Below are 24,368 nucleotides of genomic sequence, written 5' to 3'. Positions count from 1 at the left end.
AGACGCGACAGACGGGCAGGGGCCAACCCCATGAAAGGGTGACAAGCCCCAGTCTGGCCGCTTCCGCAGCCGCTGCCGTCGTTGGCGCTGGGGGTCTCGATCTCCTGACGCCAGCCTTCTTCGCGCGGGGCGCCCATCTGGTGGGTCCGGACCTGGTGGGCTGCCAGTTGCTGCGCCGCTTCGAGGATGGGCGCTGCCTCCGGGGCCTGGTGGTGGAAACCGAGGCCTACTGCCAGAGCGAGCCCGCCTGCCATGGCCACCGGCGCCGCTCTCCCTCCAACGAAACGCTGTTCGGCCCGCCGGGGCGCTTCTACGTTTACGTCAGTCATGGCATCCATCACTGCGTGAATGTGGTCACCGACCGTGAGGGCTGGGCCAACGGTGTTCTGCTGAGGGCCGTGGCCCTGGCGGGTGAGTCCGAACGCACCGCCGCTGGCCCCGCCCTGCTGGCCCGCCGCTTCGGCCTGGATCGCCGCCACGACGGCCAGCCGGTGGATTCCGCTGGCGGAGTGTGGCTGGCGCCGCGGCCCCACGCCCTGCTGGCCTGGTGGCAACAGCAGGAGCTGCAGGGTCAGGACCCGCTGGTCACCACCACCCGCATCGGCATCACCCGGGGGGTGGAGCTGCCCTGGCGCTGGTACCTGAAGGCCAGCCGCAGCGTCAGCCGCCGGGCGAGGGGAGATCGCACCCCGGCGCGATCCCTGGCCCTGGAGCCAGCAGCCCTGCTGCCAGCGACCCCCCAGACGGGAGCAGCGCCGTGAGCGGCTGGTCCCACCGGCACCTGATTGATCTGGCGGCCTTCAGCCTCGAGGATTTCGCCACCGTGCTTGAGCTGGCTCAGCGCTTCCGGGTGATGCCCGTGAGCGGCTCCCGCAAGCTGCCCGCCCTGCAGGGCCGGCAGGTCACGAGCCTGTTCTTTGAGCCCAGCACCCGCACCCGCAGCAGCTTCGAGCTGGCGGCCCGTCGCCTCTCGGCCGATGTCCAGAGCTTCTCTCCCTCCTCCAGCTCCCTGAGCAAGGGGGAGAGCCTGCTCGACACCGCCCTCACCTACGTGGCCATGGGCGCCGATGTGCTGGTGGTGCGTCATCGCTGCGCCGGAGTGCCGGCGGCGCTGGCCCGTGACCTCGACCGGGAGCAAAGGGGCGGTGGCCGACCGGTGGCGGTGCTGAACGGGGGTGATGGACTGCACAGCCACCCGAGCCAGGGGCTGCTCGATCTGTTCACCCTCGCCCGTCACTTCGCGCCGGAGCAACCGACACCGGCGGCGCTCAACGGCCGAACGATCGTGATCGTGGGCGATGTGCTCCATTCGCGGGTGGCGCGCTCCAACCTCTGGGCGCTCACCGCCTGCGGCGCCCATGTGGTGCTCTGCGCCCCGCCCACGCTGCTGCCCGAGGCCTTCGCCGAGTTCGTGGCGGCCCCGCCGCCAGGCCAGACCATGGATCCCGTGGCAAGCCGCGGCTCGATCCGGATCGAGCGCCAGCTGGAGCGGGCCCTGCCAGGTGCCGATGCCGTGATGACCCTGCGGTTGCAGCGGGAGCGGATGCACCAGCACCTGCTCACCAGCCTGGAGAGTTACCACCGCCGCTTCGGCCTCAGCCAGGCCCGCCTGCAGCTCTGCGGCCCCTCAGTGCCGGTGTTGCATCCGGGCCCGGTGAACCGGGGCGTGGAGATGAGCGGTGATCTGCTGGATGACACTCAGCGCTGCCTGGTGGCGGAGCAGGTGCGAAACGGCATCCCGATGCGCATGGCTCTGCTCTATCTGCTGGCCGCCCGCGGCGACGAGCTCAGAGAAGCTTGAAGCCCTCCTGCAGCAGTCCGTAGAGAAGGCCGATGCGTCCCGCGTCCACCAGCTGAAGGCTGAGTCGATCCTGGGGGCGCTGCATCAGCCAGCGGCGGCAGCGGATCGAGAGTTCGATCGGCACCACGCAAACCAGGGCCGCCAGGGGATCGAGGTAGTTCAGGGCTCCGGTGAGCATCCCCACCGCGCCGCCGAAGAAGAAGGCCCCAAATCCGGTGATCAGCACCAGCGAGAGCCGTCGCCAGGGATTCTCCGCCCAGTGGCGCAGGCGCTCCCCCAGCAGAGCCACCTGACGATGCAACCGGGTCTGCTGCAGGCGGATCACCGAGGAGTCAAGCGGGGGAAGAACGGGCAGGTGAATTGGCTGGAGATCCCCATCACCCGGCTCGGCCACCTGCCGCCGCAGGTCTACACCCTTTCAGGCCGCCCCGCCAGTCCTGGACCAGAGCTCAGCTTTCGCTGTCTTTGTTCTTGCGCGACCCCTTCCCTTCCAGCAGCTCCAGCAGCGCCTCCATCTGGGCCATCACCCCGCGCACCTCACCGGCTTCCGGCAGCAGGCCGTCTTCCATGACCCCTTGGTGCATCTCCCGGAGTTCCTGGCGGATGTAGCGCAGGTGGCTCACCACCTGCTCGCGTTTGGATTGCGACATGGATGGGGCATCCTGTAATGCCCTCCCTTTTACCTTATGGCCGGTCAAAGGGGCTCCAGCCAGGCGAAAGAGCCCTCCCTGGCTGGGCCGGAGTGGATCAGGACCTGCTCGCTCAAGCGCTCAGCAGACCTTCATTTCTCGCCGAAGCGAGCCTTGGCGGCGCAGTAGAAGTCGAGGTCGATGCTGGTCAGGGAGGCCTCAAGCGCCAGGCTTTCGATCCGGCGCCGCACGGCGGGGCGCACAAAGAAGGGCACTTCCTTGATCCTGGCTTCCGCCTCGGGGGTCCACTCCATCCTTCGCGTCACGGGCATGTCCTGAGGGGAGGTTACGGTCCAGACGCCTGATTTCTGGCCCTCGGCTGAGGGAGTCGCGTTGAGATCGTGCGCGGCCAATCTCAACGCGGTGTTGAATGGAATGGCAGATCTGGGATTGACACTCGCTTCAGTAAATCCTGTCAGGGATGACTTGATCGGGTAGCGGCAGAGAACTGATGGAGAATAGGGGACTCGAACCCCTGACCTCTGCGGTGCGATCGCAGCGCTCTACCAGCTGAGCTAATTCCCCTTGAGGGGTATCCCTGAAGGAGAATTTATCACCGCCGATTCGCCCTCGCCCCGCTCCTGCCTGGCCGCCCTGGCCCAGGGGTGGGGCTGATGCGCTGGAATTGAGAGGTGCTTCGCTCCACTGGCCCCGTGTCCGCAACCCCGATCACGCCTGAGCGGCTGGCTGCCTTCGATGAGGCGGCCATCGCCGAGCTGGCCCAGCGCCTGGATGACGACGACTACCCCAACCCCTTTGAAGCCCTGCAGGACTGGCACCTGATCCGGGCCCTGGCGATCCACCGCCCGGAGCTGGCGCGCCCGTACGTGCATCTGGTGGATCAGGAACCTTTCGATGAGGAGTGAGCCCCTGGCCGGCTGCCGGATCCTGGTGGCCATCAGCGGCAGCATCGCCTGCGTGAAACTGCCGGCGCTGGTGAGTGCCTTGGTCCAGCGCGGTGCCCAGGTCCGCTGCGTGCTCACCCCCAGTGCCGCCCGGCTGGTGAGCCCGGTGACCCTGGCCAGCCTCAGCCGCTCCCCCTGCCATCTCGAGGAGGATCAGTGGAGCCACCGGGCGCCCCGGCCCCTGCACGTGGAGCTGGCCGAATGGGCCGAACTGGTGCTGGTGGCCCCCCTGAGTGCCACCAGCCTGGCCCGCTGGGTGCAGGGCTCCGGCGACACCCTGCTCTCCAGCACCCTGCTGGCCACGGAGGCCCCGGTGCTGGCGGCCGCCGCCATGAACACGGCGATGTGGCGCTCCCCCGGGGTGCGGCGCAACTGGCAGGAGCTGCAGGGCTTCGAGCGGGTGCTGACCCTGGGGCCCGCCGCCGGGCTGCTCGCCTGTGACCGCCAGGGTGACGGGCGGATGGCCGAGCCCCAGCAGCTGCTGCTGGGGCTGGAGACCCTGCGTCTGCATGGCTGGCGGCGCGACTGGCAGGGCAGGCGGCTGCTGGTGAGCGCCGGACCTACCCGCGAATGGCTGGATCCCGCCCGCTGCCTCACCAACCCCAGCACGGGCCGGATGGGGGTGCTGCTGGCCCAGGCAGCCCGGTTGCGGGGGGCTGAGGTCGACCTGGTGCACGGCCCCCTCAACCTCGATCCGTTGCTGCTGGAAGGCCTGCGCGCGTATCCCGCCGAGAGCGGTGTGGCGATGGGCGAGGCCCTGGAGCAGTTGCAACCGGCGGCCGATGCGGTGGCCATGGCGGCTGCCGTGGCGGATCACGGCCGTGCCGCTCCTGAACTCCAGAAGCTCAGCAAGCAGGATCTGCTTGCCAGCTTGAGTGGGGGCTGGTGCGAGGTGCCGGACCTGCTGGCTCAGCTGGTGGCCCGCCGCCAAGCAGGCCAGCGGATTCTGGGGTTCGCGGCCCATTCGGGGGATGTGCTTCCCCAGGCCCGGGCCAAGCGGCTGCGCAAGGGCTGCGATCTGCTCTTCGCCAACCCGATCGACCAACCACAGGCCGGCTTCAGGGTGTGCAGCAATGAAGGCTGGTTGCTCGGTCCGGGTGAGCGGGAGCTGCGCATCGAGCCAGCGGGCAAGTTCGCCGTGGCCCATCAGCTCATCAGCGCCCTCGGAGCCCTGCTGGATCCGCTCACGCCGCCAGCGGAGGCTCCTCGTGAAGGCCTGGCTGGTCGTCGCGCTGCAACAGATCCATGAAGGTGCGCAGCTGCAGGCGTGGGATGTAGGGCCAACCGCCGCTGCGCTCCATGTCCCTGAGCAGAGCGAACAGCCGCTGGCGGTCCCCCGGCAGGCTGCGACGGAAGGCCCCGTCCTGAATCGAGCGATGCAGGGTTTCCAGCTCCCGCAACAGGTTCAGCAGCGCCTCGGGCTGCCCCTCGAGCCCTTCGGCGAGCTGGTGGAGACCCTGCACCAGCTCGCCCGCTGCCTGCAGGGGATCCTGAGCCTCGGCCGGAGCGTTGAAACCTTTGGTCATGTCTGGCGTGTCGCGTCCCGCCCTACGGGTTGTTGAGAGCCGCAACATGCTATCGGGACTCGGGTTTTTCATCTGTAGGATCGCCGCTGGCGCACCCATCACCAAGGTTTCACCCTGCTTGTGCGGCTTCTCCCAATGCGTTTTCGACCCCTGCTGGCCCTTGTGCTGGCGCTCTGCCTAACGCTGGTCACAGCGTGCGGTGGCGGTGCCAAAGCCGTTGAACGGGCCAATGTCACCTACGACGACATCGTCAACACCGGCAAGGCCAACGACTGCCCAACCCTTCCGGACTCGGCCCGCGGCTCCATCCCCCTGGATCCCTCCGGCAGCTATCAGCTCCGTGAAATCTGTCTCCACCCCAGCGAAGTGTTCGTGAAGGGTGAGCCGGCCAACAAGCGCCAGGAGGCTCAGTTCGTGGCGGGCAAGATTCTCACCCGTTACACCTCCAGCCTTGATCAGGTCTATGGCGATCTGACGATCGACGGCGCCCAGCTCACCTTCAAGGAGCTTGGCGGGATCGATTTCCAGCCGATCACCGTTCTCATGCCGGGTGGTGAGGAAGTGCCCTTCACCTTCTCCAGCAAGCAGCTGATCGCCACAGCCGAAGGCACCGCCATCAGCCCGAGCACGGATTTCGAAGGTGCCTACCGGACGCCCAGCTACCGCACCGCCAATTTCCTTGATCCCAAGGGCCGTGGCCTCACCACCGGTTACAGCAGTGCCGTCGGTCTGGTGCCTGCCGGTGACGACGAGGACCTCACCAAGGAAAACGTCAAGCAGTACATCGAGGGCACCGGCACCATGAACCTTTCGATCACCAAGGTCGACAGCGTCACTGGCGAGTTCTCCGGGGTGTTCTCGGCGGTCCAGCCTTCCGACACCGACATGGGCGGCAAGGTCGCCGTCGATGTCAAGGTCACCGGCGAGCTCTACGGCCGCCTCGAGCAGGTCTGAGCCCAGCCAGCCGCTTCTGGATGGTGCTGAAGCTTGGCCAAGAAGGATCCCCTCGGGGGTCCTTTTTTTGTGGCAATACCATCCGCGCTGCCGCCGTGGAGCCACCCCAGTCACACGTCCTTGACGCCCGGTCTGGAACAATCGCTCCACCTGAAGCTGGCTCCCCCCCATGACCACCGCCGCTCCCTCTGGACGCCCCAGCACCGGTTTGATTCCGCCCCACGGGGGCACGCTGGTGAATCTGATCGTGCCGGCGGAGCAGCGTGAGGCGGTGAAGGTGGGTGTGGATCGGGTGCTCGAGTGCAGCCACCGCAACGCCTGCGATGTGGAGCTGCTGATGGTGGGGGGCTTCTCGCCGCTGCTGGGCTTCATGCACCAGGAGGACTACGAGGCGGTGGTGCAGGGGAACCGCACCACCTCGGGGCTCCTGTTCGGCCTACCGATCATCTTCGACACCGCTGACGCAACGATCAAGGTGGGCGAGCGTCTGCTGCTCACTTACCAGGGTCAGGAGCTGGCTGTGCTCACGGTGGAGAGCGTCTGGGAGCCCGACAAGGTGAAGGAGGCCAAAGGTTGCTACGGCACCACATCCCTGGAGCATCCGGCGGTGCGCATGATCGCCACCGAACGGGGCCGCTACTACCTCGGTGGAGCGTTGCAGGGCCTGGAGCTGCCCCAGCGGGTGTTCCCCTGCCGCACCCCGGCCCAGGTGCGCGCCGAGTTGCCCCATGGGGAAGACGTGGTGGCCTTCCAGTGCCGCAACCCGATTCACCGGGCCCACTACGAGCTGTTCACCCGTGCGCTGCACGCCACGAACGTGAGCGAGGGGGGTGTGGTGCTGGTGCATCCCACCTGCGGTCCCACCCAGGAGGACGACATTGCCGGGGAAGTGCGCTTCCAGACCTACGAGCGGCTGGCGGCGGAGGTGGCCAACCCGCGCATCCGCTGGGCCTACCTGCCCTATGCCATGCACATGGCGGGGCCCAGGGAGGCGCTGCAGCACATGATCATCCGCAAGAACTACGGCTGCACCCACTTCATCATTGGCCGCGACATGGCGGGCTGCAAGAGCTCCCTGAGCGGTGAGGATTTCTACGGCCCCTACGACGCGCAGGACTTCGCTCGCGAGAACGCACCGGAGCTGGGCATGGAGACGGTGCCGTCGCTGAACCTGGTGTACACCGAAGAAGAGGGCTACGTGACGGCGGAGCACGCCCAGGCAAGGGGGCTGCATGTAAAGAAATTGAGCGGAACCCAGTTCCGGCAGATGCTGCGCAGCGGTGAGGAGATCCCAGAGTGGTTCGCCTTCCGTAGCGTGGTGGAGGTGCTGCGGTCCGCCTGACGGTCCCCGGCGACGGTTAACATTCTGTTACTTCCCCTCTCAGGAGCACGCAGGTTGAAAAAACGCTGGCGCAACGCGGGGCTCTATGTGCTCCTGGCGATCGTGGTGATTGCGGTGGGCTCCGCTTTCCTGGGACGCCCTGATCAGGCCAATGCCCCCAGAAGCCTCCGCTACAGCGATTTCGTCGAGGCGGTTCAGGAGAATCAGGTGTCGCGGGTGCTGATCTCCCCCGACCGCGGTACCGCCCAGGTCGTTGAGAACGACGGCAACCGGGCCGTGGTCAACCTCGCCCCCGACAAGGACCTGCTCAAGCTGCTCACCGAGCACAACGTCGACATCGCGGTTCAGCCCAACCGTGAGCCGGCCGCCTGGCAGCAGGCCGTGGGCAGTCTGCTCTTCCCGCTGTTGCTCCTCGGAGGCCTGTTCTTCCTGTTGCGACGCGCCCAGGGGGGCGGCGGCAACCCCGCCATGAGCTTCGGCAAGAGCAAGGCCCGCCTTCAGATGGAACCCCAGACCCAGGTCACCTTTGGTGATGTGGCCGGCATCGAGGGCGCCAAGCTCGAGCTCACTGAAGTGGTCGACTTCCTCAAGAATCCCGATCGTTTCACGGCCGTAGGCGCCAAGATTCCCAAAGGCGTGCTGCTGGTGGGCCCTCCCGGCACCGGCAAGACCCTTCTGGCCAAGGCGGTGGCCGGCGAAGCTGGTGTGCCCTTCTTCTCCATCTCCGGCTCGGAGTTCGTGGAGATGTTCGTGGGCGTGGGCGCCAGCCGCGTGCGTGATCTGTTCGAGCAGGCCAAGAAGAGTGCTCCCTGCATCGTCTTCATCGATGAGATCGATGCTGTCGGCCGGCAGCGGGGTGCAGGCCTTGGAGGCGGTAACGACGAGCGCGAGCAGACCCTCAACCAGCTGCTCACCGAGATGGACGGCTTCGAGGGCAACACCGGCATCATCATCGTGGCGGCCACCAACCGTCCGGATGTGCTGGATTCGGCCCTGCTGCGGCCGGGCCGCTTCGATCGCCAGGTGGTGGTCGACCGTCCTGACTACGCCGGCCGTCTGCAGATCCTCGGGGTCCACGCCCGCGGCAAGACCCTCGCCAAAGATGTCGATCTCGACAAGGTGGCGCGCCGTACCCCCGGCTTCACCGGCGCCGATCTGGCCAACCTGCTCAATGAAGCGGCGATCCTGGCGGCCCGCCGTCAGCTCACCGAAATTTCGATGGATGAGGTCAATGACGCCATCGAGCGCGTCATGGCCGGTCCTGAGAAGAAGGACCGCGTGATGAGCGAGAAGCGCAAGCGGCTCGTGGCGTATCACGAATCGGGCCATGCCCTGGTGGGTGCCCTGATGCCCGACTACGACCCGGTGCAGAAGATCAGCATCATTCCCCGCGGCCAGGCCGGCGGCCTCACCTTCTTCACCCCCAGTGAAGAGCGGATGGAGTCGGGCCTCTATTCCCGCGCCTATCTGCAGAACCAGATGGCCGTGGCCCTCGGTGGCCGCGTCGCTGAGGAGATCGTCTACGGCGAAGACGAAGTCACCACCGGAGCCTCCAACGACCTCCAGCAGGTGGCCCGTGTCGCCCGCCAGATGGTCACCCGCTTCGGCATGAGCGACAAGCTGGGCCCCGTGGCTCTCGGCCGTGCCCAGGGAGGGATGTTCCTCGGCCGCGACATCGCCGCTGAGCGCGATTTCTCCGAAGACACCGCCGCCACCATCGACGAGGAAGTGGGTCTGCTGGTGGCTGAGGCCTACCGCCGTGCCAAGCGTGTGCTGATCGAAAACCGCTCGGTTCTCGATGAACTGGCCGAGATGCTGGTGGAGAAGGAAACCGTCGACGCCGAGGAGCTTCAGGAGCTCCTGATCCGCAGCGATGTGCGGGTCGCTGAATACGTCTGAGTCCCAGACGCTGCTGGATGAACTTCGGGCGCTGCCGCTGCTGGCGGTGCTGCGCCCGGTCCATCCCCTGGAGGCCGTCTCCCGGATCGCGCTGTTGAGCGCGGCCGGGATTCGCCATGTGGAGATCGCCTGGAGCCCATGGGACCGCTGGAGCCACGACTGCCTTGAGCTGGCACAGCGTTTCCCCGCGATCCGCTTCGGTGCCGCTTCGGTGCGCACCATCAAGGGTCTTGAAGCTGCCCATCAGGCCGGCTTCAGCTTCGCGTTCTCGCCCGTTCTGGATCCCTTTTTGCTGAGCTGCGCCCACCAGCTGGGCATCACCCTGGTGCCCGGGGTCTTCTCCCCCACGGAGGTGCAGCAGGCGGTGGAGCTGGGCTGCGCGGCGGTCAAGCTCTTTCCGGCCAAGGCCCTGGGTCCTGGGTACTGGGGCTTGCTCGCAGGTGCCCTGGCTCCCTTGCCCTTCTGCATCGCTGCGGGGGGGCTGGAGGTGGCTGACCTCTGTGGCTGGCTCCAGGGGGGTGTGGATGCCCTGGCCCTGGGCTCCACGCTGTTCGAGCCCATCAGCGAGGCGGGAGATTGCCCCCGGCTGGATCCACGCCTGGCTGAGTGGGTGGCGGCTTACACCTCAGCTCCGTCTCACCAGAGGCTGCACTGAGCCTGCTGACGCAGCAGGTGGTCGGCCAGCACCAGGGCGACCATCGCTTCCACCATCGGCACGGCCCGGGGCAGCACGCAGGGGTCATGGCGGCCCTTGGCCTCCAGCACCGTGGCCTCGCCGCTGGAGGTCACGGTCTGCTGGGCTTTGCGGATCGTGGCGGTGGGCTTGAAAGCCACCCGCAGCACGATGGTTTCGCCGTTGCTGATGCCCCCCTGGATGCCACCGGAGTTGTTGGTGGCGGTGCGCAGGCTGCCGTCGCCGGTGGCGAGGAAGGCGTCGTTGTGTTCGCTGCCCCGCTGCAGGGTGCCGGCGAAGCCGGAGCCGATCTCGAAGCCTTTGGTGGCCGGCAGCGACATCACCGCCTTGGCCAGGTCAGCCTCAAGCTTGTCGAAGACCGGCATGCCCAGCCCCACCGGCGCCCGGCGCACCACGCACTCGATCACGCCGCCGCAGGAATCACCCTCACGGCCGATGGCCTCGATGCGCTCGATCATCCGCTCCGCGCAGGCGGCATCGGGGCAGCGCACAATGTTCGCCTCCACGTCGTCGAGGCTGACACCGGCTGGATCGATCGTGGCCTCGATCGTGTGGATCCGCTTCACCCAGGCGATCACCTCGGTGCCATGGGCGCGGGCGAGCAGTTGTTTGGCGATGGCACCGGCCGCCACCCGGCCGATCGTTTCCCGCGCCGAGGCCCGGCCACCGCCGCTGCGGGCCTGGATGCCGTACTTCGCCTGGTAGGTGGCATCGGCGTGGGAGGGCCGGAACGCCACCGCCATCTCGCTGTAATCGCCGGGACGCTGGTCCTTGTTGCGCACCACCATGGCGATCGGTGTTCCCAGGGTGACCCCATCGAGCAGGCCGCTGAGGATCTCGACACGATCGTCTTCCTTGCGGGGGGTGGTGATCCTGCTCTGTCCCGGTTTGCGGCGGTCGAGCTCGGCCTGGATGGCCTCCAGATCAAGGGCCAGCCGCGGCGGGCAGCCGTCGACGATCACCCCCACACTACCGCCGTGGGACTCACCGAAGGTCTGTATCCGAAACTGGTCGCCGAAGCTGCTGCCCATGGCTGCGTCACGCTGACGCGAGCGTAGGGGACCTGCCGATGAGCTTCAGCACGGGGATCGAGAGCAGCACGGTGACCACCAGATAGGCCACCACGGCGATCTTCACCCCAGGCAAGTCACGGGCATAGGTGCTGGCGAACAGCAGCGCCAGGCCGGGATTGCGCATGGAGGTCACCAGCGAGACGGTGAGGCGTTCATGGCTGGCACTGGTGGGAGTCAGGAGATAGCCCACGCCCAGGCAGAGCAGCACCAGCACGCCAATGAAGCCGAGCGCCAGCCAGTTGGCGCCCACGAAGGGAATCAGCAGCGGACCGGTGGTGACCACCACGCCACCGATCAGCACCAGCAGCAGCCCATTGGCCAGTTTGTTCAAGGGAACCTCCACGGTCTTGGTCAGGCCTGGCAGCCAGCGGCGCACCAGCAACCCCAGCAGCAGGGGCAGCACCTGGGTTCGGCCCACCTGCAGCGCCACTTCCTTCGGACCGATGTCCCAGTTCTGGACTCCGAAGGCAGCCCGGAACACATCCGCCATGAACGGAATCGAGACGATGGCCACCAGCGCAGCCCCCACCTGCAGCAGGGCTGCCAGCTCGGTGTCCCCGCCCTTCTTGCCCGCCTTGCGCAGGATCATCGGGGCGCTGGGGCAGAGCGCCATCAGGGCGATCGCCAGCCGGGCCGGACCCGAAAGCGATGCGCTCAGGGGCAGCATCAGCAGCAGCAGGGCCAGCAAGGGCACCAGCAGGCAGGAGCCTACTAGAACCCGAGCGATCAGAAAGGGCTTCTGGCGCAGCCCGGCGATGGCGTCGCTGCGCAGGCCCAGCCCCAGGGCAAACATGATCGTGAACAGGGTCAGCGCGACGAACATGGGGGTCGAGTGCGAGTGGGGAGCAGGGTCGGTGGATCTTGATCAGGAGCCTGGCACCGGCCCGCCGCCTTGCCTGGGATGTGACTTTGCTGGCTGACGATCCCTCGATCGTCAACAAAAAAGCCCCTGCCGAAGCAGGGGCTTTTCATGCTCTTGATGCAGGTGGTGAGCCCATGGGACCCACCGGATGCATCAGCCGATCGCGGGGGCGGTCAGCGCCACGGGAGTGGCTTCAGCAGAAGCCAGGTCCAGCGGGAAGTTGTGCGCGTTGCGCTCGTGCATCACTTCCATGCCCAGACCAGCGCGGTTCAGCACATCAGCCCAGGTGTTGATCACGCGGCCCTGGCCGTCGAGGATCGACTGGTTGAAGTTGAAGCCGTTCAGGTTGAAGGCCATCGTGCTCACGCCAAGGGCGGTGAACCAGATGCCGACCACGGGCCAGGCAGCCAGGAAGAAGTGCAGGCTGCGGCTGTTGTTGAACGAGGCGTATTGGAAGATCAGGCGACCGAAGTAACCGTGGGCAGCCACGATGTTGTAGGTCTCCTCTTCCTGGCCGAACTTGTAGCCGTAGTTCTGGCTCTCGCTCTCGGTGGTTTCACGCACCAGCGAGGAGGTCACCAGCGAACCGTGCATGGCGGAGAACAGGGAGCCACCGAACACACCCGCCACACCCAGCATGTGGAAGGGGTGCATCAGGATGTTGTGCTCAGCCTGGAACACCAGCATGAAGTTGAAGGTGCCGGAGATGCCGAGGGGCATGCCGTCGGAGAAGGAACCCTGACCGAAGGGATAGATCAGGAACACAGCCGAGGCAGCGGCCACAGGGGCGCTGTAGGCCACGCAGATCCAGGGACGCATGCCGAGGCGGTAGGAGAGTTCCCACTCGCGGCCCATGTAGCAGAAAATGCCGATCAGGAAGTGGAAGATCACCAGCTGGTAGGGACCGCCGTTGTACAGCCACTCGTCGAGGCTGGCGGCTTCCCAGATCGGGTAGAAGTGCAGGCCGATGGCGTTGCTGGAAGGAACAACAGCACCGGAGATGATGTTGTTGCCGTAAAGCAGGGAGCCGGCGACAGGCTCACGGATGCCGTCGATGTCGACGGGAGGAGCAGCGACGAAGGCCACGATGAAGCAGATCGTGGCAGCCAGCAGGGTGGGGATCATCAGCACACCGAACCAACCGACGTAGAGACGGTTGTTGGTGGAGGTGACCCACTCGCAGAACTGGCTCCAGGCAGACGCGCCTTGGCGCTGCTGAAGGGTGGTGGTCATGAGAGCGTGGGTAGTGGCCCCCGAAGGGGTCGGTTAGGTAGGACAAAAATTCGGAGCGGGAAACCCGTCCGGTGGGCCCGAAAGCCCTTCGCCTCACTCAAATGTAACAGGACGTTGCGGGATGTGTGAAGCGCTTAAGGTTTGCTCCGGGTTGGGGCGACCTGGCCGCCGCTGCTGCGCTTGAAGCCGACCACTGCGGCCCACTGGCCTTCCGTCACGCTTGTTAGCGTCCGGCCTGGCCAGAGGGAGCTCATGGCGCGGCCGGAGCAGCAGTTGGAACCGAATCGGCCCGCCTGCGGTGCCAGCGCTGAGCGGGTGCTGCTGATCCGTCTGCCATGTAATCCGATCTTCCCGATCGGTCCGGTGTATCTGGCCGATCATCTGCACAAGCGCTTTCCGGGCTTGCCCCAGCGCATTCTCGATTTAGCCGCCCTGCCCCTGCTGGATGTGGAGCGGGTGCTGCTGGCCACGATCGAGGCCTTCCGCCCCAGCCTGCTGGTGTTCTCCTGGCGCGACATTCAGATCTACGCGCCGGTGGACGGTCGTGGCGGCAACCCTCTGCAGAACTCCTTCGAGGTGTTCTATGCCCCCAATCCGTTGCATCGCCTGCGCGGTGCCTTCGGCGGCCTGCGCCTGATGGGGGCTTTTTATGGCGAGCTCTGGCGCAATCTGCGCTTGGTGCGCCGCGGCCTGCGCCGGGCCCGTCGCTTCCATTCGGCGGCGCGGGTGGTGATCGGCGGCGGGGCGGTGAGTGTGTTCTACGAGCAGCTGGGTAAGAGCCTGCCCGCAGGCACGGTGGTGTCAGTGGGGGAGGGGGAGCCGCTGCTGGAGAAGCTGATCAGTGGCCGCTCCCTGGCTTCCGAGCGCTGCTACGTGGTGGGGGAGCCGCCGCGGCAGGGGCTGATCCATGAGCAGCCCGAGGGGGTGATCAAAACCGCCTGTGATTACACCTACATCGCCTCGATCTGGCCCCAGCTCGACTGGTATCTCGATGGCGGCGACTTCTACGTGGGCGTGCAGACCAAGCGCGGCTGTCCCCACAACTGCTGCTACTGCGTGTACACCGTGGTGGAAGGCAAGGCGGTGCGGGTGAATCCGGTGGAGGAGGTGGTGGCGGAGATGCGCCAGCTCTACGACCGGGGCGTGCGCGGCTTCTGGTTCACCGATGCCCAGTTCATTCCGGCCCGCCGCTACATCGAAGACGCCAAACAGCTGCTGCGGGCAATCCTGGCGGCCGGCATGGACGACATCCGCTGGGCGGCCTACATCCGCGCCGACAACCTCGACGCCGAGCTGGCCGAGCTGATGGTGGAAACGGGCATGGACTACTTCGAGATCGGCATCACCTCCGGCAGCCAGGAGCTGGTGCGCAAGATGCGCATGGGCTACAACCTGCGCACCGTGCTCGAGAACTGCCGTCTGCTGGCCCGAGCCGGCTTCCGCGAGCACGTGTCGGTGAACTACTCGTTCAACGTGATCGACGAGCGGCCCGAAACGATCCGCCAGACCGTGGCCTATCACCGCGAACTGGAGCGCATCTTCGGGGCCGACAAGGTGGAGCCCGCCATCTTCTTCATCGGCCTGCAGCCCCACACCCACCTTGAGCAATACGGCTTCGACCAGGGGTTGATCGAGCCGGGCTACAACCCGATGAGCATGATGCCCTGGACGGCCCGCAAGCTGCTCTGGAACCCCGAGCCGATGGGCAGTGTGTTCGGCCGGATCTGCCTGGAGGCCTTCGAGACCAACCCGGGCGATTTCGGCCGCACGGTGATGGCGCTGCTCGAGCGCGACTACGGCATCGCGCCGTTGGAGGAGGCGCTGCATGCGCCGGTGGAGGGCCGCAAGGCCCTGGCCACAGCGGTGCGCTGATTGTGAGCTGAGCGCGCGCTCTCAGCTCGGTTCACCAGAAGCGCCGCCGCACCCAGAGCAGCCCGGCCAGGCCGGCCCAGCCCAGCAGGCCGCCGATCGGATTGGGATCGGCACCGCCGGGCCCGGCCAGCCAGAGCGGCACCGTGGGGTTGATCTGCAGCGGCCCGGACAGCAGGGAAAACCAGCCCCCCACCAGGCCGCCGTGCAGACCGACGGCGCCCCAGAGGGAGCCGCCGTCGGCCCGCCGTTGCAGTCCCAGGGCCAGCCCCAGCAGCAGCAGGCCCACCAGCAAGCCGGCCATCGGCCCCACGCCGAGGTTGAACCGGGTGTGGGCGAGGCTGAACACCGTCGCCTGGGCGATCAGGGCCCGCTGATCGGCCCGGGGCCCCCAGCCCAGGCGCTGGTTCAGCTCGCCCCAGAGCCAGCCCCGGAACACCAGCTCTTCGGCGAAGCCCACCCCGAGGATCAGCAACACGGCATTGACGATCTCGGCGGGTGTGAGTCCGCCGCTCCAGCGGGCCTGGCCGCTGAGCAGCAACACCCCCGCCACGAAGAGGAGCAGCAGCAGGGCCTTGAGCAGTCCGCGCAGCAGCGAACGCAGGCCCACGCCCCAGCCCACGGTCACCCCAAGAGCCCGCCAGGGCCGGGGCTCCTCCCATACCGTTCTCAGGCGCAGCGGCAGGGTGAGCAGCAGCAGGGCGAAGGCCAGAGCCGTGCCCAGCAGGGCGACCTGATCGGGCCGCCAACCGCTGAGCAGGCCGGCTGCCACAAAGGGTTGCACCGTCAGCCAGCCGAGGCCGTAGAGCAGCGGCAGATAGAGCAGGGTGCTGATCCAGCCCAGCCAGGCTCGCCTTGGCACTCAGCTCTCCGGCTCGATGGTGCTGGAGAGGCCCTTGGCCTTGAGGGTTTCGCTGTAGAACTCGGCCGGCTCCAGATCACAGACGATCACCAGACCCACGCCGGTGTTGTGGGCCTCGAGCATCACGGCGATGGCGTCCTGCTCGCTGAGGGAGGGCACCACCTGGCGCAGGGTGGTGACCACGTACTCCATCGAGTTGACGGGGTCGTTGTGCAGCAGCACCCGGTAGCGGGGCGAGGGCTTGCGCACCCGCTGCACCTCCTTCTCGATCACCGCGGCACCGCCGGGGCTGCGGGTCGGGGTCTCCGTGGCACGGATGGTGTCGCTCATGGCTGGGAGTCTGCCGCGGTTGTTGCGGTGTCTGGCTGGGGCAGCCTCTAGCATCCCAACTCTGAAGCCGAGCGCGGATGCGTCGTTACGCTTTCGTCGAGCAGCACAGCGAAGAAGATTGCGGTGCGGCCTGCCAGGCCATGATCGCCCAGCACTATGGCAAGAAGGTGTCCCCCCCCCCCGTGCCCACCAGCTGGCAAGTTGAGGCGGGGTGAATGGCGGCGCGGTTCACAATGGTATCATGAACCGTTCCGCCGACTGGCTGCATTAGTAGGTGGTGGAAAAGGCTCTCAAGGCGCTGCATCTTCACCTGGGGCAGCAGGTGTGGGGCCATGGCCTGGGTCGCTCCTTCCGGGATCTGCCCTCCGAGGCCGTCACTGCCTTGGCCGCGGCGGTGCCGGATCTTGAGGATCGGCTGAGCATTCTCGATGCCCTCTACATCCCCACCCGCTACCCCGATAGCCTTCCCGATGGTGCCCCCATCGATCACTTTGGGCTTCTTCAGAGCGAAGACGCACGCCGCCATGCCTATGCGCTCGTTGACGCATTCCGTGCTGCGCTGGTCGGATCCTGAGCGGGTGCTGGCACAGGCGAGCCGCTGGGCGAGCGAGCGGCATGCCTGCCACCCTTCCCTGCAGGCGGTGGGCGTGTTCGGCAGTTACGGCCACCGCTGCCGGGCCCCAGAATCAGCGCCTGCTTCACTGGCCTCTCGATCAGCTGCCGCTCAGCTGCGACGCCATAGTGATGACCCAGGCTGAATTTGACCAGCTGATGGCCTCGGGCTCCCGCATGGCCCAGGAGCTGCAGCGGGATCTGCGTTGGATGTGAATCAGTCTGCCAGCGCCGCCCGCACCCTTCGCATTGCCTCGTCCACATTCGCCAGGCTGTTGAAGGCCGAGAGGCGGAAGTAGCCCTCGCCGGCGGCGCCGAAGCCGCTGCCGGGGGTGCCCACCACGTGGCCCTTGTTCAGGAGGTGGTCGAAGAAGCCCCAGGAATCCATCCCCTCGGGGGTTTGCAGCCACACATAGGGGGCCTGCTCACCGCCATACACCTGCAGGCCGGCAGAGGTGAGCTCGCGGCGGATGATCGCCGCGTTCTCCATGTAGAAGGCCACGAGGGTCTTCACCTGGGCCTGGCCCTCGGGGGAATACACCGCCTCGGCGCCGCGCTGCACGATGTAGCTCACGCCGTTGAACTTGGTGCTCTGGCGGCGGTTCCACAGGGCCCAGAGTTCCGCCTTCTCCCCGTTGGCCGCCGTGCCCATCAGGCCTCGGGGCACCACCGTGAGGGCGCAGCGCGTGCCGGTGAAGCCTGCGTTCTTGGAAAACGAGCGGAATTCGATCGCGCACTCCCGCGCCCCTTCGATCTCATAGATCGAGTGGGGCAGGTCGGGGTCCTGGATGAAGGCCTCATAAGCCGCGTCGAACAGGATCAGGGCGTCGTTGGCGCGGGCGTAGTCCACCCAGGCCTTCAGCTGCTCCTTGCTGGCCACCGCACCGGTGGGGTTGTTGGGGAAGCAGAGGTAGATCAGATCCACCGGCTCGGTGGGGATCTGGGCGCTGAAGCCGTTCTCGGCATTGATGGGTAGATAGGTGAGGCCGCCGTACTGGCCGCTCTCATCGGCCTCGCCGGTGCGGCCCGCCATCACGTTGCTGTCCACATACACCGGATACACCGGGTCGGTCACGGCGATGCGGTTGTCCGGCCCGAGGATGTCGAGGATGTTGCTGCTGTCGCACTTGGAGCCGTCGGAGACGAAGATCTCCTCAGCGCTGATGGCGCAGCCGCGGGCCTGGAAATCGTGCGTCGCGATCGCCTCGCGCAGCCACAGGTAGCCCTGCTCGGGGCCGTAGCCGTGGAAGCCTTCCGGGGTTCCCATCGCATCGATGGCCGTTTTCATCGCCTCGCGGCAGGCCTCCGGCAGCGGCTCGGTCACATCGCCGATGCCCAGGCGGATGATCGGGGCCTCAGGGTTGGCCTCGCTGAAGGCCTTCACCCGCCGGGCGATCTCCGGGAAGAGGTAGCCCGCTTTGAGCTTGAGATAGTTGCCGTTGATCTGAACCACTGCTGCGGCTGGCGCTGGTGCTGCCGGGCATCTTCCTATGGCGCCGGCCACCCTCGATACGATCGAGCTACGCCCGTTCCCCTGCCGTAGTGATCGTCGACCACGCGCCCGTCGATTTCGAGCAGCTGGTGGACCCGACCATCGCCAAGCCCGGCCGCTACCTCGGCAACGAGCTGGGCGTCGAGCCCCGCGACTGGCCGGCGGCCGCTGTGCGCTGGGCCCTCACCTACCCCGAGCTCTACGAGGTGGGCGCCAGCAACCTCGGCCACATCATTCTCTATTCGATCCTCAACGCCGTTCCCGGCCAGCTCTGCGACCGGGCCTACCTGCCGGCGCCTGATCTGGCCGCACGCCTGCGCGAGCGGCAGCAGGCCCTGTTCGCGGTGGAGAGCCGCCGGCCCCTGCCCGCCTTCGACATCCTCGGCTTCAGCCTCAGCTACGAGCTGGGGGCCACCAACATCCTCGAGATGTTGGATCTGGCGCGGGTGCCGATCCATGCCGCTGATCGCGGCGACCTGCCCCTGGATGATCCCGCCGCTCCGCCGCTGATCTTCGCCGGTGGCCCCACCGCCACCAGCAACCCGGAGCCCTTCGCCGCCTTCTTCGATTTCATCGCCCTCGGCGACGGCGAGGAGCTGCTGCCCGAGATCGGTCTGGTGGTGGCGGAAGCCAAGGCGGCCGGCCTCAGCCGCTCCGCCCTGCTGCGGGACCTGGCCCAGGTCCCCGGGGTCTATGTGCCCTCGCTCTATGGCCCGGGGCCCGATGGCATCAGCCTGGTGCCGCTGGTGCCCGAGGCGCCGCAGCGGGTGCTGCGCCGGGTGGCCACGCCGATGCCCCACTACGGCATGGGCCTGGTGCCCCACATCGAAACCGTCCACGACCGGCTCACGATCGAGATCCGCCGCGGCTGCACCCGCGGCTGCCGCTTCTGCCAGCCCGGCATGCTCACCCGCCCCGCCCGCGATGTGGAGCCCGAGGCGGTGATCGAAGCGGTGGAAACGGGGATGGAGCGCACCGGCTACAGCGATTTCTCCCTGCTCTCGCTCAGCTGCTCCGACTACCTGGCCCTGCCGGCGGTGGGGGTGGAGCTGCGCAACCGCCTGGCCGATCAGAACGTGAGCCTCACCCTGCCCAGCCAGCGGGTGGACCGCTTCGATCAGAACATCGCCCACATCCTGGGCGGCACCCGCAAGGCGGGGCTCACCTTCGCCCCGGAGGCCGGCAGCCAGCGCCTGCGCGACATCGTCAACAAGGGCCTCACCGACGCCGAGCTGCTGCGGGGCATCCGCACGGCCATGGAGAGCGGGTACCGCCGGGTCAAGCTCTATTTCATGATCGGCCTGCCGGGTGAAACCGATGCCGACGTGCTCGGCATCGCCGACACCTGCCGGTCGCTGCAGCAGCAGTGCCGCGACCTTGGGCGCCTGGAGCTGAATCTCACGATCAGCAACTTCACCCCCAAGCCCCACACCCCCTTCCAGTGGCACAGCGTGTCCACATCGGAGTTCCGGCGGCGCCAGGAGCTGCTGCGCCGGGAGCTGCGCACGCTCAGGGGCCTCAAGACGAATTTCACCGATCCGCGCCTCTCGGCGATGGAGGACTTCGTGGGGCGCGGTGACCGCCGCCTGGCGCCGGTGATCGAGGCCGCCTGGCGCGCCGGTGCCGGCCTCGATGCCTGGTTCGAGACGATCGAGGCCACCCACGCCGCCTGGACCGGAGCGATCGAGGCCGCGGGGCTGGGCGGCCGCTACCGGGCCCTGGAGATGGGCGACTGGGGCGCCACCGAAGCCCTCGGGCCAGAAGACCTGGCGGCCTTCTGCGCCCAGCCCCTCCCCTGGGATCACATCGACACCGGTGTCGACAAGGCCTGGCTGGCGGAGGATCTGCAGAAGGCCCTCGCCGCGGTGGTGGTGCCCGATTGCTCCTTCGACGGCTGCAGCAGTTGCGGCGTCTGCGGGCCGGAGTTCGGCCACAACGTGGTGGTGGAGGCGCCGCCGATCCCCGTGCAGCAACCCAGCCGAGCTCCGGCCAGTGAACGGCTGCAGCGGCTGCGTTTCGGCTTCAGCAAAACCGGTTCCCTTGCCCTGCTCAGCCACCTTGATCTGGTGCGGCTGATGGAGCGGGCCCTGCGCCGCAGCGGCCTGCCCGTGAGCTTCACCGGCGGTTTTCATCCCCTGCCCCGCCTGCAGTTCGCCCTGGCACTGCCCCTGGGAGTGGAGGCTCACGGTGAGTGGTTTGACCTGGAGTTCAGCGGCAGCGTTGATCCCTCCTCCGCCCTGGAGCGGCTGCAGGCCACCCTGCCCGAGGGGCTGCTGCTGGCAGGGGCGGAGGAGGTGCCGGTCCGTGCCCCGAGCCTGTCCCAGGAGCTGGAGGGGGCCGAGTGGAGTGTCGAGCTGGTGGCCGGCGCCCCGGGCCCGGGCGCCGCAGCCTGGGGACCTGCCCTGGAGAGCCTGCTCCAAGCGGCTGAACTTCCCTGGAGCGACACCGACAAGAAGGGGCGGCCACGCCAACGGGACTGCCGCCCTCTGCTCGAGGAGCTCAGCCTCGTTGCCGCAGGGGATGAGTCCTGCCGCTTCCAGCTCGGGGCCCGCATCGATGCCCAGGGGCGGAGCCTGCGCCCGCAGCAGGTCTGCTTCTGGCTGCAGGAGCGGCTGGGGTGCCCAGTGGAGCTCGGGCGGGTGAGCCGCTACCGGCTGCGGCTTCGTCCAGCGGAACCAGGGACCCAGGGAGAGCCGTGCTAGCGTCGCCTGAAGACGGCAGATCCGTCTGTAGCTTTCATCCTGCAGACGACGTCCTACGGCACCTTGTTCCGTAGGACCTGTTCCGCGCTATGGCCGGCCTCTCTCCGGCAGCATCGCCGCGAATGGAGGTTGATCCTCCTGAGGATGCTCCTCAAAAGGTTTTTCTCCTCCGTCTTCTCCCCGCTGGTCCAGCAGTCGAGCAGCTTTGCGGCGCGCTCTGTCCAGCGGGTTCGTGCTTCAGGGATTCACTCCCATCCATGGCAGGGCTCCACAGAGCCACCCCCTATCCTCCATGCCCCAGCAGATCGTCATCGCGGAGCAACTGCGAATCGCCGCGGTGCTCAACGACGAACGTGTTGATGAACTGGTCGTAGCCCAGGGTCGCTATCAGATTGGCGACGTCTATCTCGGCCGGGTCGAGAATGTTCTCCCAGGAATTGATGCCGCTTTCGTCAACATCGGCGAAAGTGAGAAGAATGGCTTCATTCATGTCACTGATCTTGGCCCCCTGCGCCTGAGAAAAGGGGCTGCCGGCATCACCGAACTGCTTGAGCCCCGCCAGAAGGTGCTCGTTCAGGTGATGAAGGAGCCCACCGGCACCAAGGGCCCTCGCCTCACCGGCAACCTCACCCTCCCCGGCCGCTTCCTCGTGCTGCAACCCCAGGGCCAGGGGGTGAGCATTTCCCGGCGGATCAGCGGCGAGAACGAACGCAACCGCCTCAGGGCCCTCGGGGTGCTGATCAAGCCCCCTGGCGCCGGCCTGCTGGTGCGCACCGAAGCCGAGGGTGTCAGTGAAGATCAGCTGATCGACGACCTCGAGACCCTGCTCAGGCAGTGGGAGGGGATTCAGGAGGCCGCTGAGACGGCCACCCCTCCGGTGCTGCTCAACCGCGACGAGGACTTCATTCACCGGGTCCTGCGCGACCTCTACAGCCCCGAGGTCTGGCGGGTGGTGGTGGACACCCCCGCCGCTGTGGCCCGGGTGAATGCCTTCCTCGGTGCCGATCAGGCCAATCTGCTGGTGGAGCACCACGGCGACGGCACCGATGTGCTCGAGCACTACAGGGTGAACGCCGCCATTCGTGATGCCCTCAAGCCACGGGTGGATCTGCCCTCCGGCGGTTACGTGATCATCGAGCCCACCGAAGCCCTCACGGTGATCGATGTGAACTCCGGTTCCTTCACCCGCTCCGCCAGTTCGCGTGAAACGGTGCTCTGGACCAACTGTGAAGCTGCTGCTGAGATTGCTCGTCAACTCAAGCTGCGCAACATCGGTGGGGTGGTGATCATCGACTTCATCGACATGGAGTCGCGCCGTGATCAGTTGATGCTGCTGGAGCATTTCACCCAATCGGTGCAGGACGACGCGGCCCGCCCTCAGATCGCTCAGCTCACCGAGCTGGGTCTGGTGGAACTGACTCGCAAGCGCCAGGGCCAGAACATCTACGAACTGTTCGGTCGCGCCTGCCCCAGCTGCGGTGGCCTCGGCCATGTGGCTGTGCTTCCGGGCAAGGACACCCTCCAGCCCCTGGCCACCGTCACGGGCCTGGTGCGCTCGGCCGCCTCGGCAAGGGCTGAAGTGCCCAGCCCCAACGGCGCCGAACCCAGCACAACGGGCCGCCGCCGGGGTGGCCGCGGCGGTCGCGGCGGCCGTGGCGCCAGCGAAGCCACAGAAACTGCCGCTGTGACCAGCTTCGTTGCCGACACCCAGGACGTTGCCCCTGCCAGTGGGCCTGAGCCGGGCGATGGCGGCACTGCGGATCACGCTGGTGGGGGCAACCTCAGCCGCCGCCAGGATCCTGATCTGGTGGCCGTGCCGATGGACGCCGACCAGGAACTCGTCTACGGCTGGATGGGCTTCAGCCCTGCCCTGCTGCTGGATCCTCCCCCCACTGGGGAGAATCTGGTGGTGCGCGTCGTGCGGCCCGGTGAAGACGCCGATTCGGTCCTTGAGGCAGCCCGTCAGCAGCTGGCGGCCTCCGGCTCCCGCCGTCGCCGCCGCGGCGGCCGTGGTGGCAGTGGAGCCGACGCCGCCTCCTCCAGCCCCCGCTCCACCGGGGAGGTCACAACTCCCCGCCGGGAGATCGAGGCCCCCAGCCGTTATCGCCAGGACAGCCCGGACGACGACGGTCAGGCGACGCTGGTGGAGATCACCCCCTTGCCCGAGGCCTTCGGCGAGGCCGAGGAGGCTCCGATGACCACCGTGATCGAGTCCACGGTGCTGCACATTCCCGTATCCCAGGTGTCTTCGCCCGTGTCGGGGCGGGTGGGTCGCTCCCAGCCCAGGAGCCGCCAGCAACCACTGCGCTCGGACGGCGGCGCTGTCGCCGTGGCGGAAGCCCCCAGCGAGGCTCCCCCCACGCCGCTGGTGGAGGAAAGCGATCCCGGCGCTGAGCCCCGCCGCCGCCGCCGCCGCTCCTCCGCCAGCGTCTGAGTGACCCACCGGGTCCTCGCCGGTGTGGATGAAGTGGGCCGTGGTTGCCTGTTCGGCCCGGTCTTTGCCGCCGCTGTGGTCTTGCCGGCCCAGGCGGCGGCACCCCTGGCGGCCGCTGGTCTGACCGACAGCAAGGCCCTGCGGCCTCGCCATCGCCAGCGGCTGGTGCCGCTGATCACCGCCCAGGCGGAGGCCTGGGCCCTCGGTCAGGCCTCCGCCGCCGACATCGACCACATCGGCATCCGGGCCGCCACGGAGAAGGCCATGGTCAGGGCCCTGCAGCGCCTGCCCCAGGCGCCTGCCCTGGTGGTGGTTGACGGTGTCCTCCCCCTGCGGCTGTGGCCGGGCCGGCAGCGCACCCTGGTGCATGGCGATCGCCGTTGCCTGGCGATCGCCGCCGCCAGCGTGCTGGCCAAGCAGGCCCGCGATGCCCTGATCGTGCGCCTGGCGGAGGGCTTCCCCGGCTATGGCCTTGAGCGTCATGCCGGCTACGGCACCGCCCTTCACCGGGAGGCGCTGATCCGTCTTGGCCCAAGTCGCCTGCACCGCCTCAGCTTCCTGGGCAGGGTGCTCAGCGGTCCTCGCGCCAGCGGCTGAAATCCTTCAGAAGCTGCTGGCTCACCCGGGTGCGGATGCCCAGCAGGACACCACCCAGCAGGGAGCGGCCGGTGGCTTCGAGCACCCGGGGTGCAATCAGGCGCAGCATCGGTGGCCGGCTCACGCTCACGGCCATCTGGGCCTCCCCCTCCAGCCCCTGGTCGCCCACCTCCAGCCAGGAGGTCAGATTCAGCTGGAAGTCGTCCACCAGGCCAAGCCCCTCCAGGTGACACTCCACCGCCTCGAGCTCCAGGCGTCCGGGCCGCCGCTGGGCGCGCAGCTGCACCACCGGCTTGACCTGAAGTTGGAACACCTGCAGCCGCGTCACGTCGTAGCGGTAGTGCCCCGGTCCGAGGCGGGTCAGCTGGCTGGGATCGAGCAGGGCCTGAATCACTCTCTCCTCGTCGTCGAGGTAGGACACCAGCTCCCCGGCCCGCTCGTCGATCGCGAGGCTGAGCTGCTGGCTGGCGCTGAAGGCCAGGGTCATCGCCT

At 67.5% G+C, this 24,368-nt stretch carries 26 protein-coding genes and 1 tRNA gene; 15 read left to right on the top strand and 12 right to left on the bottom strand.

The genetic code is table 11. The features are described from left to right. The first annotated feature begins 38 nt into the window (after positions 1-38). Both WH5701_RS10780 and WH5701_RS10775 read left to right on the top strand, forming a co-directional pair. The gene (locus WH5701_RS10780; protein ID WP_006172339.1) at positions 39-761 is read left to right on the top strand and encodes a DNA-3-methyladenine glycosylase; all 723 of its coding nucleotides are present in this window, start codon (positions 39-41) and stop codon (positions 759-761) included. Next, positions 758-1,801, top strand: a complete 1,044-nt coding sequence (locus WH5701_RS10775) for an aspartate carbamoyltransferase catalytic subunit (protein WP_006172338.1) — start codon at positions 758-760, stop codon at positions 1,799-1,801. Before WH5701_RS10780 ends, WH5701_RS10775 begins: the two co-directional genes overlap by 4 nt. Here the strand turns inward: WH5701_RS10775 and WH5701_RS10770 are convergent. From WH5701_RS10770 to WH5701_RS10755, 4 genes are all read right to left on the bottom strand, one after another. Further along, the gene (locus WH5701_RS10770) at positions 1,788-2,195 is read right to left on the bottom strand and encodes a DUF565 domain-containing protein (protein WP_006172337.1); all 408 of its coding nucleotides are present in this window, start codon (positions 2,193-2,195) and stop codon (positions 1,788-1,790) included. The two genes, WH5701_RS10775 and WH5701_RS10770, sit on opposite strands and share 14 nt — an antisense overlap. A 55-nt stretch (positions 2,196-2,250) precedes the next feature. Further along, the gene (locus WH5701_RS10765) at positions 2,251-2,451 is read right to left on the bottom strand and encodes a hypothetical protein (protein WP_006172336.1); all 201 of its coding nucleotides are present in this window, start codon (positions 2,449-2,451) and stop codon (positions 2,251-2,253) included. A gap of 131 nt (positions 2,452-2,582) precedes the next feature. Further along, positions 2,583-2,744, bottom strand: coding sequence for a PCP reductase family protein (locus tag WH5701_RS10760; protein ID WP_006172335.1), 162 nt, complete (start codon positions 2,742-2,744; stop codon positions 2,583-2,585). 198 nt (positions 2,745-2,942) lie between these two features. Then, positions 2,943-3,015, bottom strand: a tRNA-Ala gene (locus WH5701_RS10755). Between the two features lie 128 nt (positions 3,016-3,143). Here WH5701_RS10755 and WH5701_RS10750 point away from each other — a divergent pair. Next, the gene (locus tag WH5701_RS10750; protein ID WP_006172334.1) at positions 3,144-3,356 is read left to right on the top strand and encodes a DUF2555 domain-containing protein; all 213 of its coding nucleotides are present in this window, start codon (positions 3,144-3,146) and stop codon (positions 3,354-3,356) included. Continuing rightward, the gene (gene coaBC, locus WH5701_RS10745; protein ID WP_006172333.1) at positions 3,346-4,644 is read left to right on the top strand and encodes a bifunctional phosphopantothenoylcysteine decarboxylase/phosphopantothenate--cysteine ligase CoaBC; all 1,299 of its coding nucleotides are present in this window, start codon (positions 3,346-3,348) and stop codon (positions 4,642-4,644) included. Before WH5701_RS10750 ends, coaBC begins: the two co-directional genes overlap by 11 nt. Here the strand turns inward: coaBC and WH5701_RS10740 are convergent. Next, positions 4,580-4,921, bottom strand: coding sequence for a hypothetical protein (locus WH5701_RS10740; protein WP_006172332.1), 342 nt, complete (start codon positions 4,919-4,921; stop codon positions 4,580-4,582). The genes coaBC and WH5701_RS10740 overlap by 65 nt on opposite strands. Before the next feature lie 135 nt (positions 4,922-5,056). Between WH5701_RS10740 and psbO the strand changes: the two genes are divergently transcribed. The 4 genes from psbO (at position 5,057) to WH5701_RS10720 (ending at position 9,771) form a co-directional block, all read left to right on the top strand. Beyond that, positions 5,057-5,875 (top strand): photosystem II manganese-stabilizing polypeptide, encoded by an 819-nt coding sequence (gene psbO, locus WH5701_RS10735; protein WP_006172331.1) that lies wholly within the window; start codon positions 5,057-5,059, stop codon positions 5,873-5,875. A 169-nt stretch (positions 5,876-6,044) separates the two neighbouring features. Further along, on the top strand, positions 6,045-7,217 hold the full coding sequence (gene sat / locus WH5701_RS10730; protein ID WP_006172330.1) for a sulfate adenylyltransferase: 1,173 nt from the start codon (positions 6,045-6,047) through the stop codon (positions 7,215-7,217). 54 nt (positions 7,218-7,271) lie between these two features. Further along, complete coding sequence (ftsH3, locus tag WH5701_RS10725) at positions 7,272-9,116, top strand: ATP-dependent zinc metalloprotease FtsH3 (RefSeq protein WP_006172329.1); 1,845 nt, start codon at positions 7,272-7,274, stop codon at positions 9,114-9,116. Next, a complete protein-coding gene (locus tag WH5701_RS10720; RefSeq protein ID WP_006172328.1) occupies positions 9,091-9,771 on the top strand; it encodes a bifunctional 4-hydroxy-2-oxoglutarate aldolase/2-dehydro-3-deoxy-phosphogluconate aldolase in 681 nt (226 codons plus the stop codon). Before ftsH3 ends, WH5701_RS10720 begins: the two co-directional genes overlap by 26 nt. On the opposite strand, the gene aroC is transcribed toward WH5701_RS10720, so the two are convergent. The 3 genes from aroC to psbA form a co-directional block, all read right to left on the bottom strand. Continuing rightward, positions 9,753-10,841 carry a chorismate synthase gene (gene aroC / locus WH5701_RS10715; RefSeq protein WP_006172327.1) on the bottom strand — a complete coding sequence of 363 codons (1,089 nt, stop codon included), beginning with the start codon at positions 10,839-10,841 and terminating at the stop codon, positions 9,753-9,755. The two genes, WH5701_RS10720 and aroC, sit on opposite strands and share 19 nt — an antisense overlap. A gap of 7 nt (positions 10,842-10,848) precedes the next feature. Further along, on the bottom strand, positions 10,849-11,706 hold the full coding sequence (locus tag WH5701_RS10710; protein WP_006172326.1) for a bile acid:sodium symporter: 858 nt from the start codon (positions 11,704-11,706) through the stop codon (positions 10,849-10,851). Positions 11,707-11,898: 192 nt separating this feature from the next. Further along, positions 11,899-12,978: a photosystem II q(b) protein gene (gene psbA, locus WH5701_RS10705; RefSeq protein ID WP_006170931.1), complete on the bottom strand. Its 1,080-nt coding sequence runs from the start codon at positions 12,976-12,978 to the stop codon at positions 11,899-11,901. Positions 12,979-13,230: 252 nt separating this feature from the next. Here psbA and WH5701_RS10700 point away from each other — a divergent pair, with 252 nt between their 5' ends. After that, the gene (locus WH5701_RS10700; RefSeq protein WP_006172325.1) at positions 13,231-14,850 is read left to right on the top strand and encodes a photosystem II high light acclimation radical SAM protein; all 1,620 of its coding nucleotides are present in this window, start codon (positions 13,231-13,233) and stop codon (positions 14,848-14,850) included. A gap of 31 nt (positions 14,851-14,881) precedes the next feature. Here the strand turns inward: WH5701_RS10700 and WH5701_RS10695 are convergent, their stop codons facing one another. Both WH5701_RS10695 and clpS read right to left on the bottom strand, forming a co-directional pair. Next, the gene (locus tag WH5701_RS10695) at positions 14,882-15,709 is read right to left on the bottom strand and encodes a CPBP family intramembrane glutamic endopeptidase (RefSeq protein WP_006172324.1); all 828 of its coding nucleotides are present in this window, start codon (positions 15,707-15,709) and stop codon (positions 14,882-14,884) included. Further along, on the bottom strand, positions 15,710-16,039 hold the full coding sequence (gene clpS / locus WH5701_RS10690) for an ATP-dependent Clp protease adapter ClpS (protein ID WP_006172323.1): 330 nt from the start codon (positions 16,037-16,039) through the stop codon (positions 15,710-15,712). Between the two features lie 77 nt (positions 16,040-16,116). Here clpS and WH5701_RS16850 point away from each other — a divergent pair, with 77 nt between their 5' ends. The 3 genes from WH5701_RS16850 to WH5701_RS16845 all read left to right on the top strand — a co-directional run bounded on the left by WH5701_RS16850 (position 16,117) and on the right by WH5701_RS16845 (position 16,867). Beyond that, positions 16,117-16,254 (top strand): cysteine peptidase family C39 domain-containing protein, encoded by a 138-nt coding sequence (locus tag WH5701_RS16850; protein WP_006172322.1) that lies wholly within the window; start codon positions 16,117-16,119, stop codon positions 16,252-16,254. Positions 16,255-16,316: 62 nt separating this feature from the next. Beyond that, positions 16,317-16,613: a HEPN domain-containing protein gene (locus WH5701_RS10685; protein WP_156776725.1), complete on the top strand. Its 297-nt coding sequence runs from the start codon at positions 16,317-16,319 to the stop codon at positions 16,611-16,613. Positions 16,614-16,654: 41 nt separating this feature from the next. Next, positions 16,655-16,867 carry a hypothetical protein gene (locus WH5701_RS16845; protein ID WP_232201867.1) on the top strand — a complete coding sequence of 71 codons (213 nt, stop codon included), beginning with the start codon at positions 16,655-16,657 and terminating at the stop codon, positions 16,865-16,867. Between the two features lies 1 nt (position 16,868). On the opposite strand, the gene WH5701_RS10680 is transcribed toward WH5701_RS16845, so the two are convergent. Further along, positions 16,869-18,104, bottom strand: coding sequence for an LL-diaminopimelate aminotransferase (locus WH5701_RS10680; protein WP_006172319.1), 1,236 nt, complete (start codon positions 18,102-18,104; stop codon positions 16,869-16,871). A gap of 89 nt (positions 18,105-18,193) precedes the next feature. Between WH5701_RS10680 and WH5701_RS10675 the strand changes: the two genes are divergently transcribed. From WH5701_RS10675 to WH5701_RS10665, 3 genes are all read left to right on the top strand, one after another. Continuing rightward, entirely contained in the window at positions 18,194-20,845 is a 2,652-nt protein-coding gene (locus tag WH5701_RS10675; protein ID WP_006172318.1) for a TIGR03960 family B12-binding radical SAM protein, read from the top strand. Positions 20,846-21,137: 292 nt separating this feature from the next. Beyond that, positions 21,138-23,279: an Rne/Rng family ribonuclease gene (locus WH5701_RS10670; RefSeq protein WP_006172317.1), complete on the top strand. Its 2,142-nt coding sequence runs from the start codon at positions 21,138-21,140 to the stop codon at positions 23,277-23,279. Continuing rightward, positions 23,280-23,876 carry a ribonuclease HII gene (locus tag WH5701_RS10665; RefSeq protein ID WP_006172316.1) on the top strand — a complete coding sequence of 199 codons (597 nt, stop codon included), beginning with the start codon at positions 23,280-23,282 and terminating at the stop codon, positions 23,874-23,876. On the opposite strand, the gene WH5701_RS10660 is transcribed toward WH5701_RS10665, so the two are convergent. Beyond that, on the bottom strand, positions 23,851-24,363 hold the full coding sequence (locus WH5701_RS10660; protein WP_006172315.1) for a DUF1997 domain-containing protein: 513 nt from the start codon (positions 24,361-24,363) through the stop codon (positions 23,851-23,853). The two genes, WH5701_RS10665 and WH5701_RS10660, sit on opposite strands and share 26 nt — an antisense overlap. Positions 24,364-24,368: the final 5 nt, after the last annotated feature.

This window comes from Synechococcus sp. WH 5701, from assembly GCF_000153045.1.
In the GTDB taxonomy this organism is placed as follows: Bacteria; Cyanobacteriota; Cyanobacteriia; order PCC-6307; family Cyanobiaceae; genus Regnicoccus_A; species Regnicoccus_A antarcticus.
Note: the sequence above shows the minus strand (reverse complement) of the source record. Positions and strands in the feature narration are given on the sequence as shown.

Excerpts from the sequence above, each read along its gene's own strand:
- WH5701_RS10765 (WP_006172336.1), bottom strand. The coding sequence starts at position 2,451 with ATGTCGCAATCCAAACGCGAGCAGGTGGTGAGCCACCTGCGCTACATC.
- WH5701_RS10760 (WP_006172335.1), bottom strand. The coding sequence starts at position 2,744 with ATGGAGTGGACCCCCGAGGCGGAAGCCAGGATCAAGGAAGTGCCCTTC.
- coaBC (WP_006172333.1), top strand. The coding sequence starts at position 3,346 with ATGAGGAGTGAGCCCCTGGCCGGCTGCCGGATCCTGGTGGCCATCAGC.
- WH5701_RS10740 (WP_006172332.1), bottom strand. The coding sequence starts at position 4,921 with ATGACCAAAGGTTTCAACGCTCCGGCCGAGGCTCAGGATCCCCTGCAG.
- psbO (WP_006172331.1), top strand. The coding sequence starts at position 5,057 with ATGCGTTTTCGACCCCTGCTGGCCCTTGTGCTGGCGCTCTGCCTAACG.
- sat (WP_006172330.1), top strand. The coding sequence starts at position 6,045 with ATGACCACCGCCGCTCCCTCTGGACGCCCCAGCACCGGTTTGATTCCG.
- WH5701_RS10720 (WP_006172328.1), top strand. The coding sequence starts at position 9,091 with ATGTGCGGGTCGCTGAATACGTCTGAGTCCCAGACGCTGCTGGATGAA.
- aroC (WP_006172327.1), bottom strand. The coding sequence starts at position 10,841 with ATGGGCAGCAGCTTCGGCGACCAGTTTCGGATACAGACCTTCGGTGAG.
- WH5701_RS10710 (WP_006172326.1), bottom strand. The coding sequence starts at position 11,706 with ATGTTCGTCGCGCTGACCCTGTTCACGATCATGTTTGCCCTGGGGCTG.
- psbA (WP_006170931.1), bottom strand. The coding sequence starts at position 12,978 with ATGACCACCACCCTTCAGCAGCGCCAAGGCGCGTCTGCCTGGAGCCAG.
- WH5701_RS10700 (WP_006172325.1), top strand. The coding sequence starts at position 13,231 with ATGGCGCGGCCGGAGCAGCAGTTGGAACCGAATCGGCCCGCCTGCGGT.
- clpS (WP_006172323.1), bottom strand. The coding sequence starts at position 16,039 with ATGAGCGACACCATCCGTGCCACGGAGACCCCGACCCGCAGCCCCGGC.
- WH5701_RS16850 (WP_006172322.1), top strand. The coding sequence starts at position 16,117 with ATGCGTCGTTACGCTTTCGTCGAGCAGCACAGCGAAGAAGATTGCGGT.
- WH5701_RS16845 (WP_232201867.1), top strand. The coding sequence starts at position 16,655 with ATGCCTGCCACCCTTCCCTGCAGGCGGTGGGCGTGTTCGGCAGTTACG.
- WH5701_RS10670 (WP_006172317.1), top strand. The coding sequence starts at position 21,138 with ATGCCCCAGCAGATCGTCATCGCGGAGCAACTGCGAATCGCCGCGGTG.
- WH5701_RS10660 (WP_006172315.1), bottom strand. The coding sequence starts at position 24,363 with ATGACCCTGGCCTTCAGCGCCAGCCAGCAGCTCAGCCTCGCGATCGAC.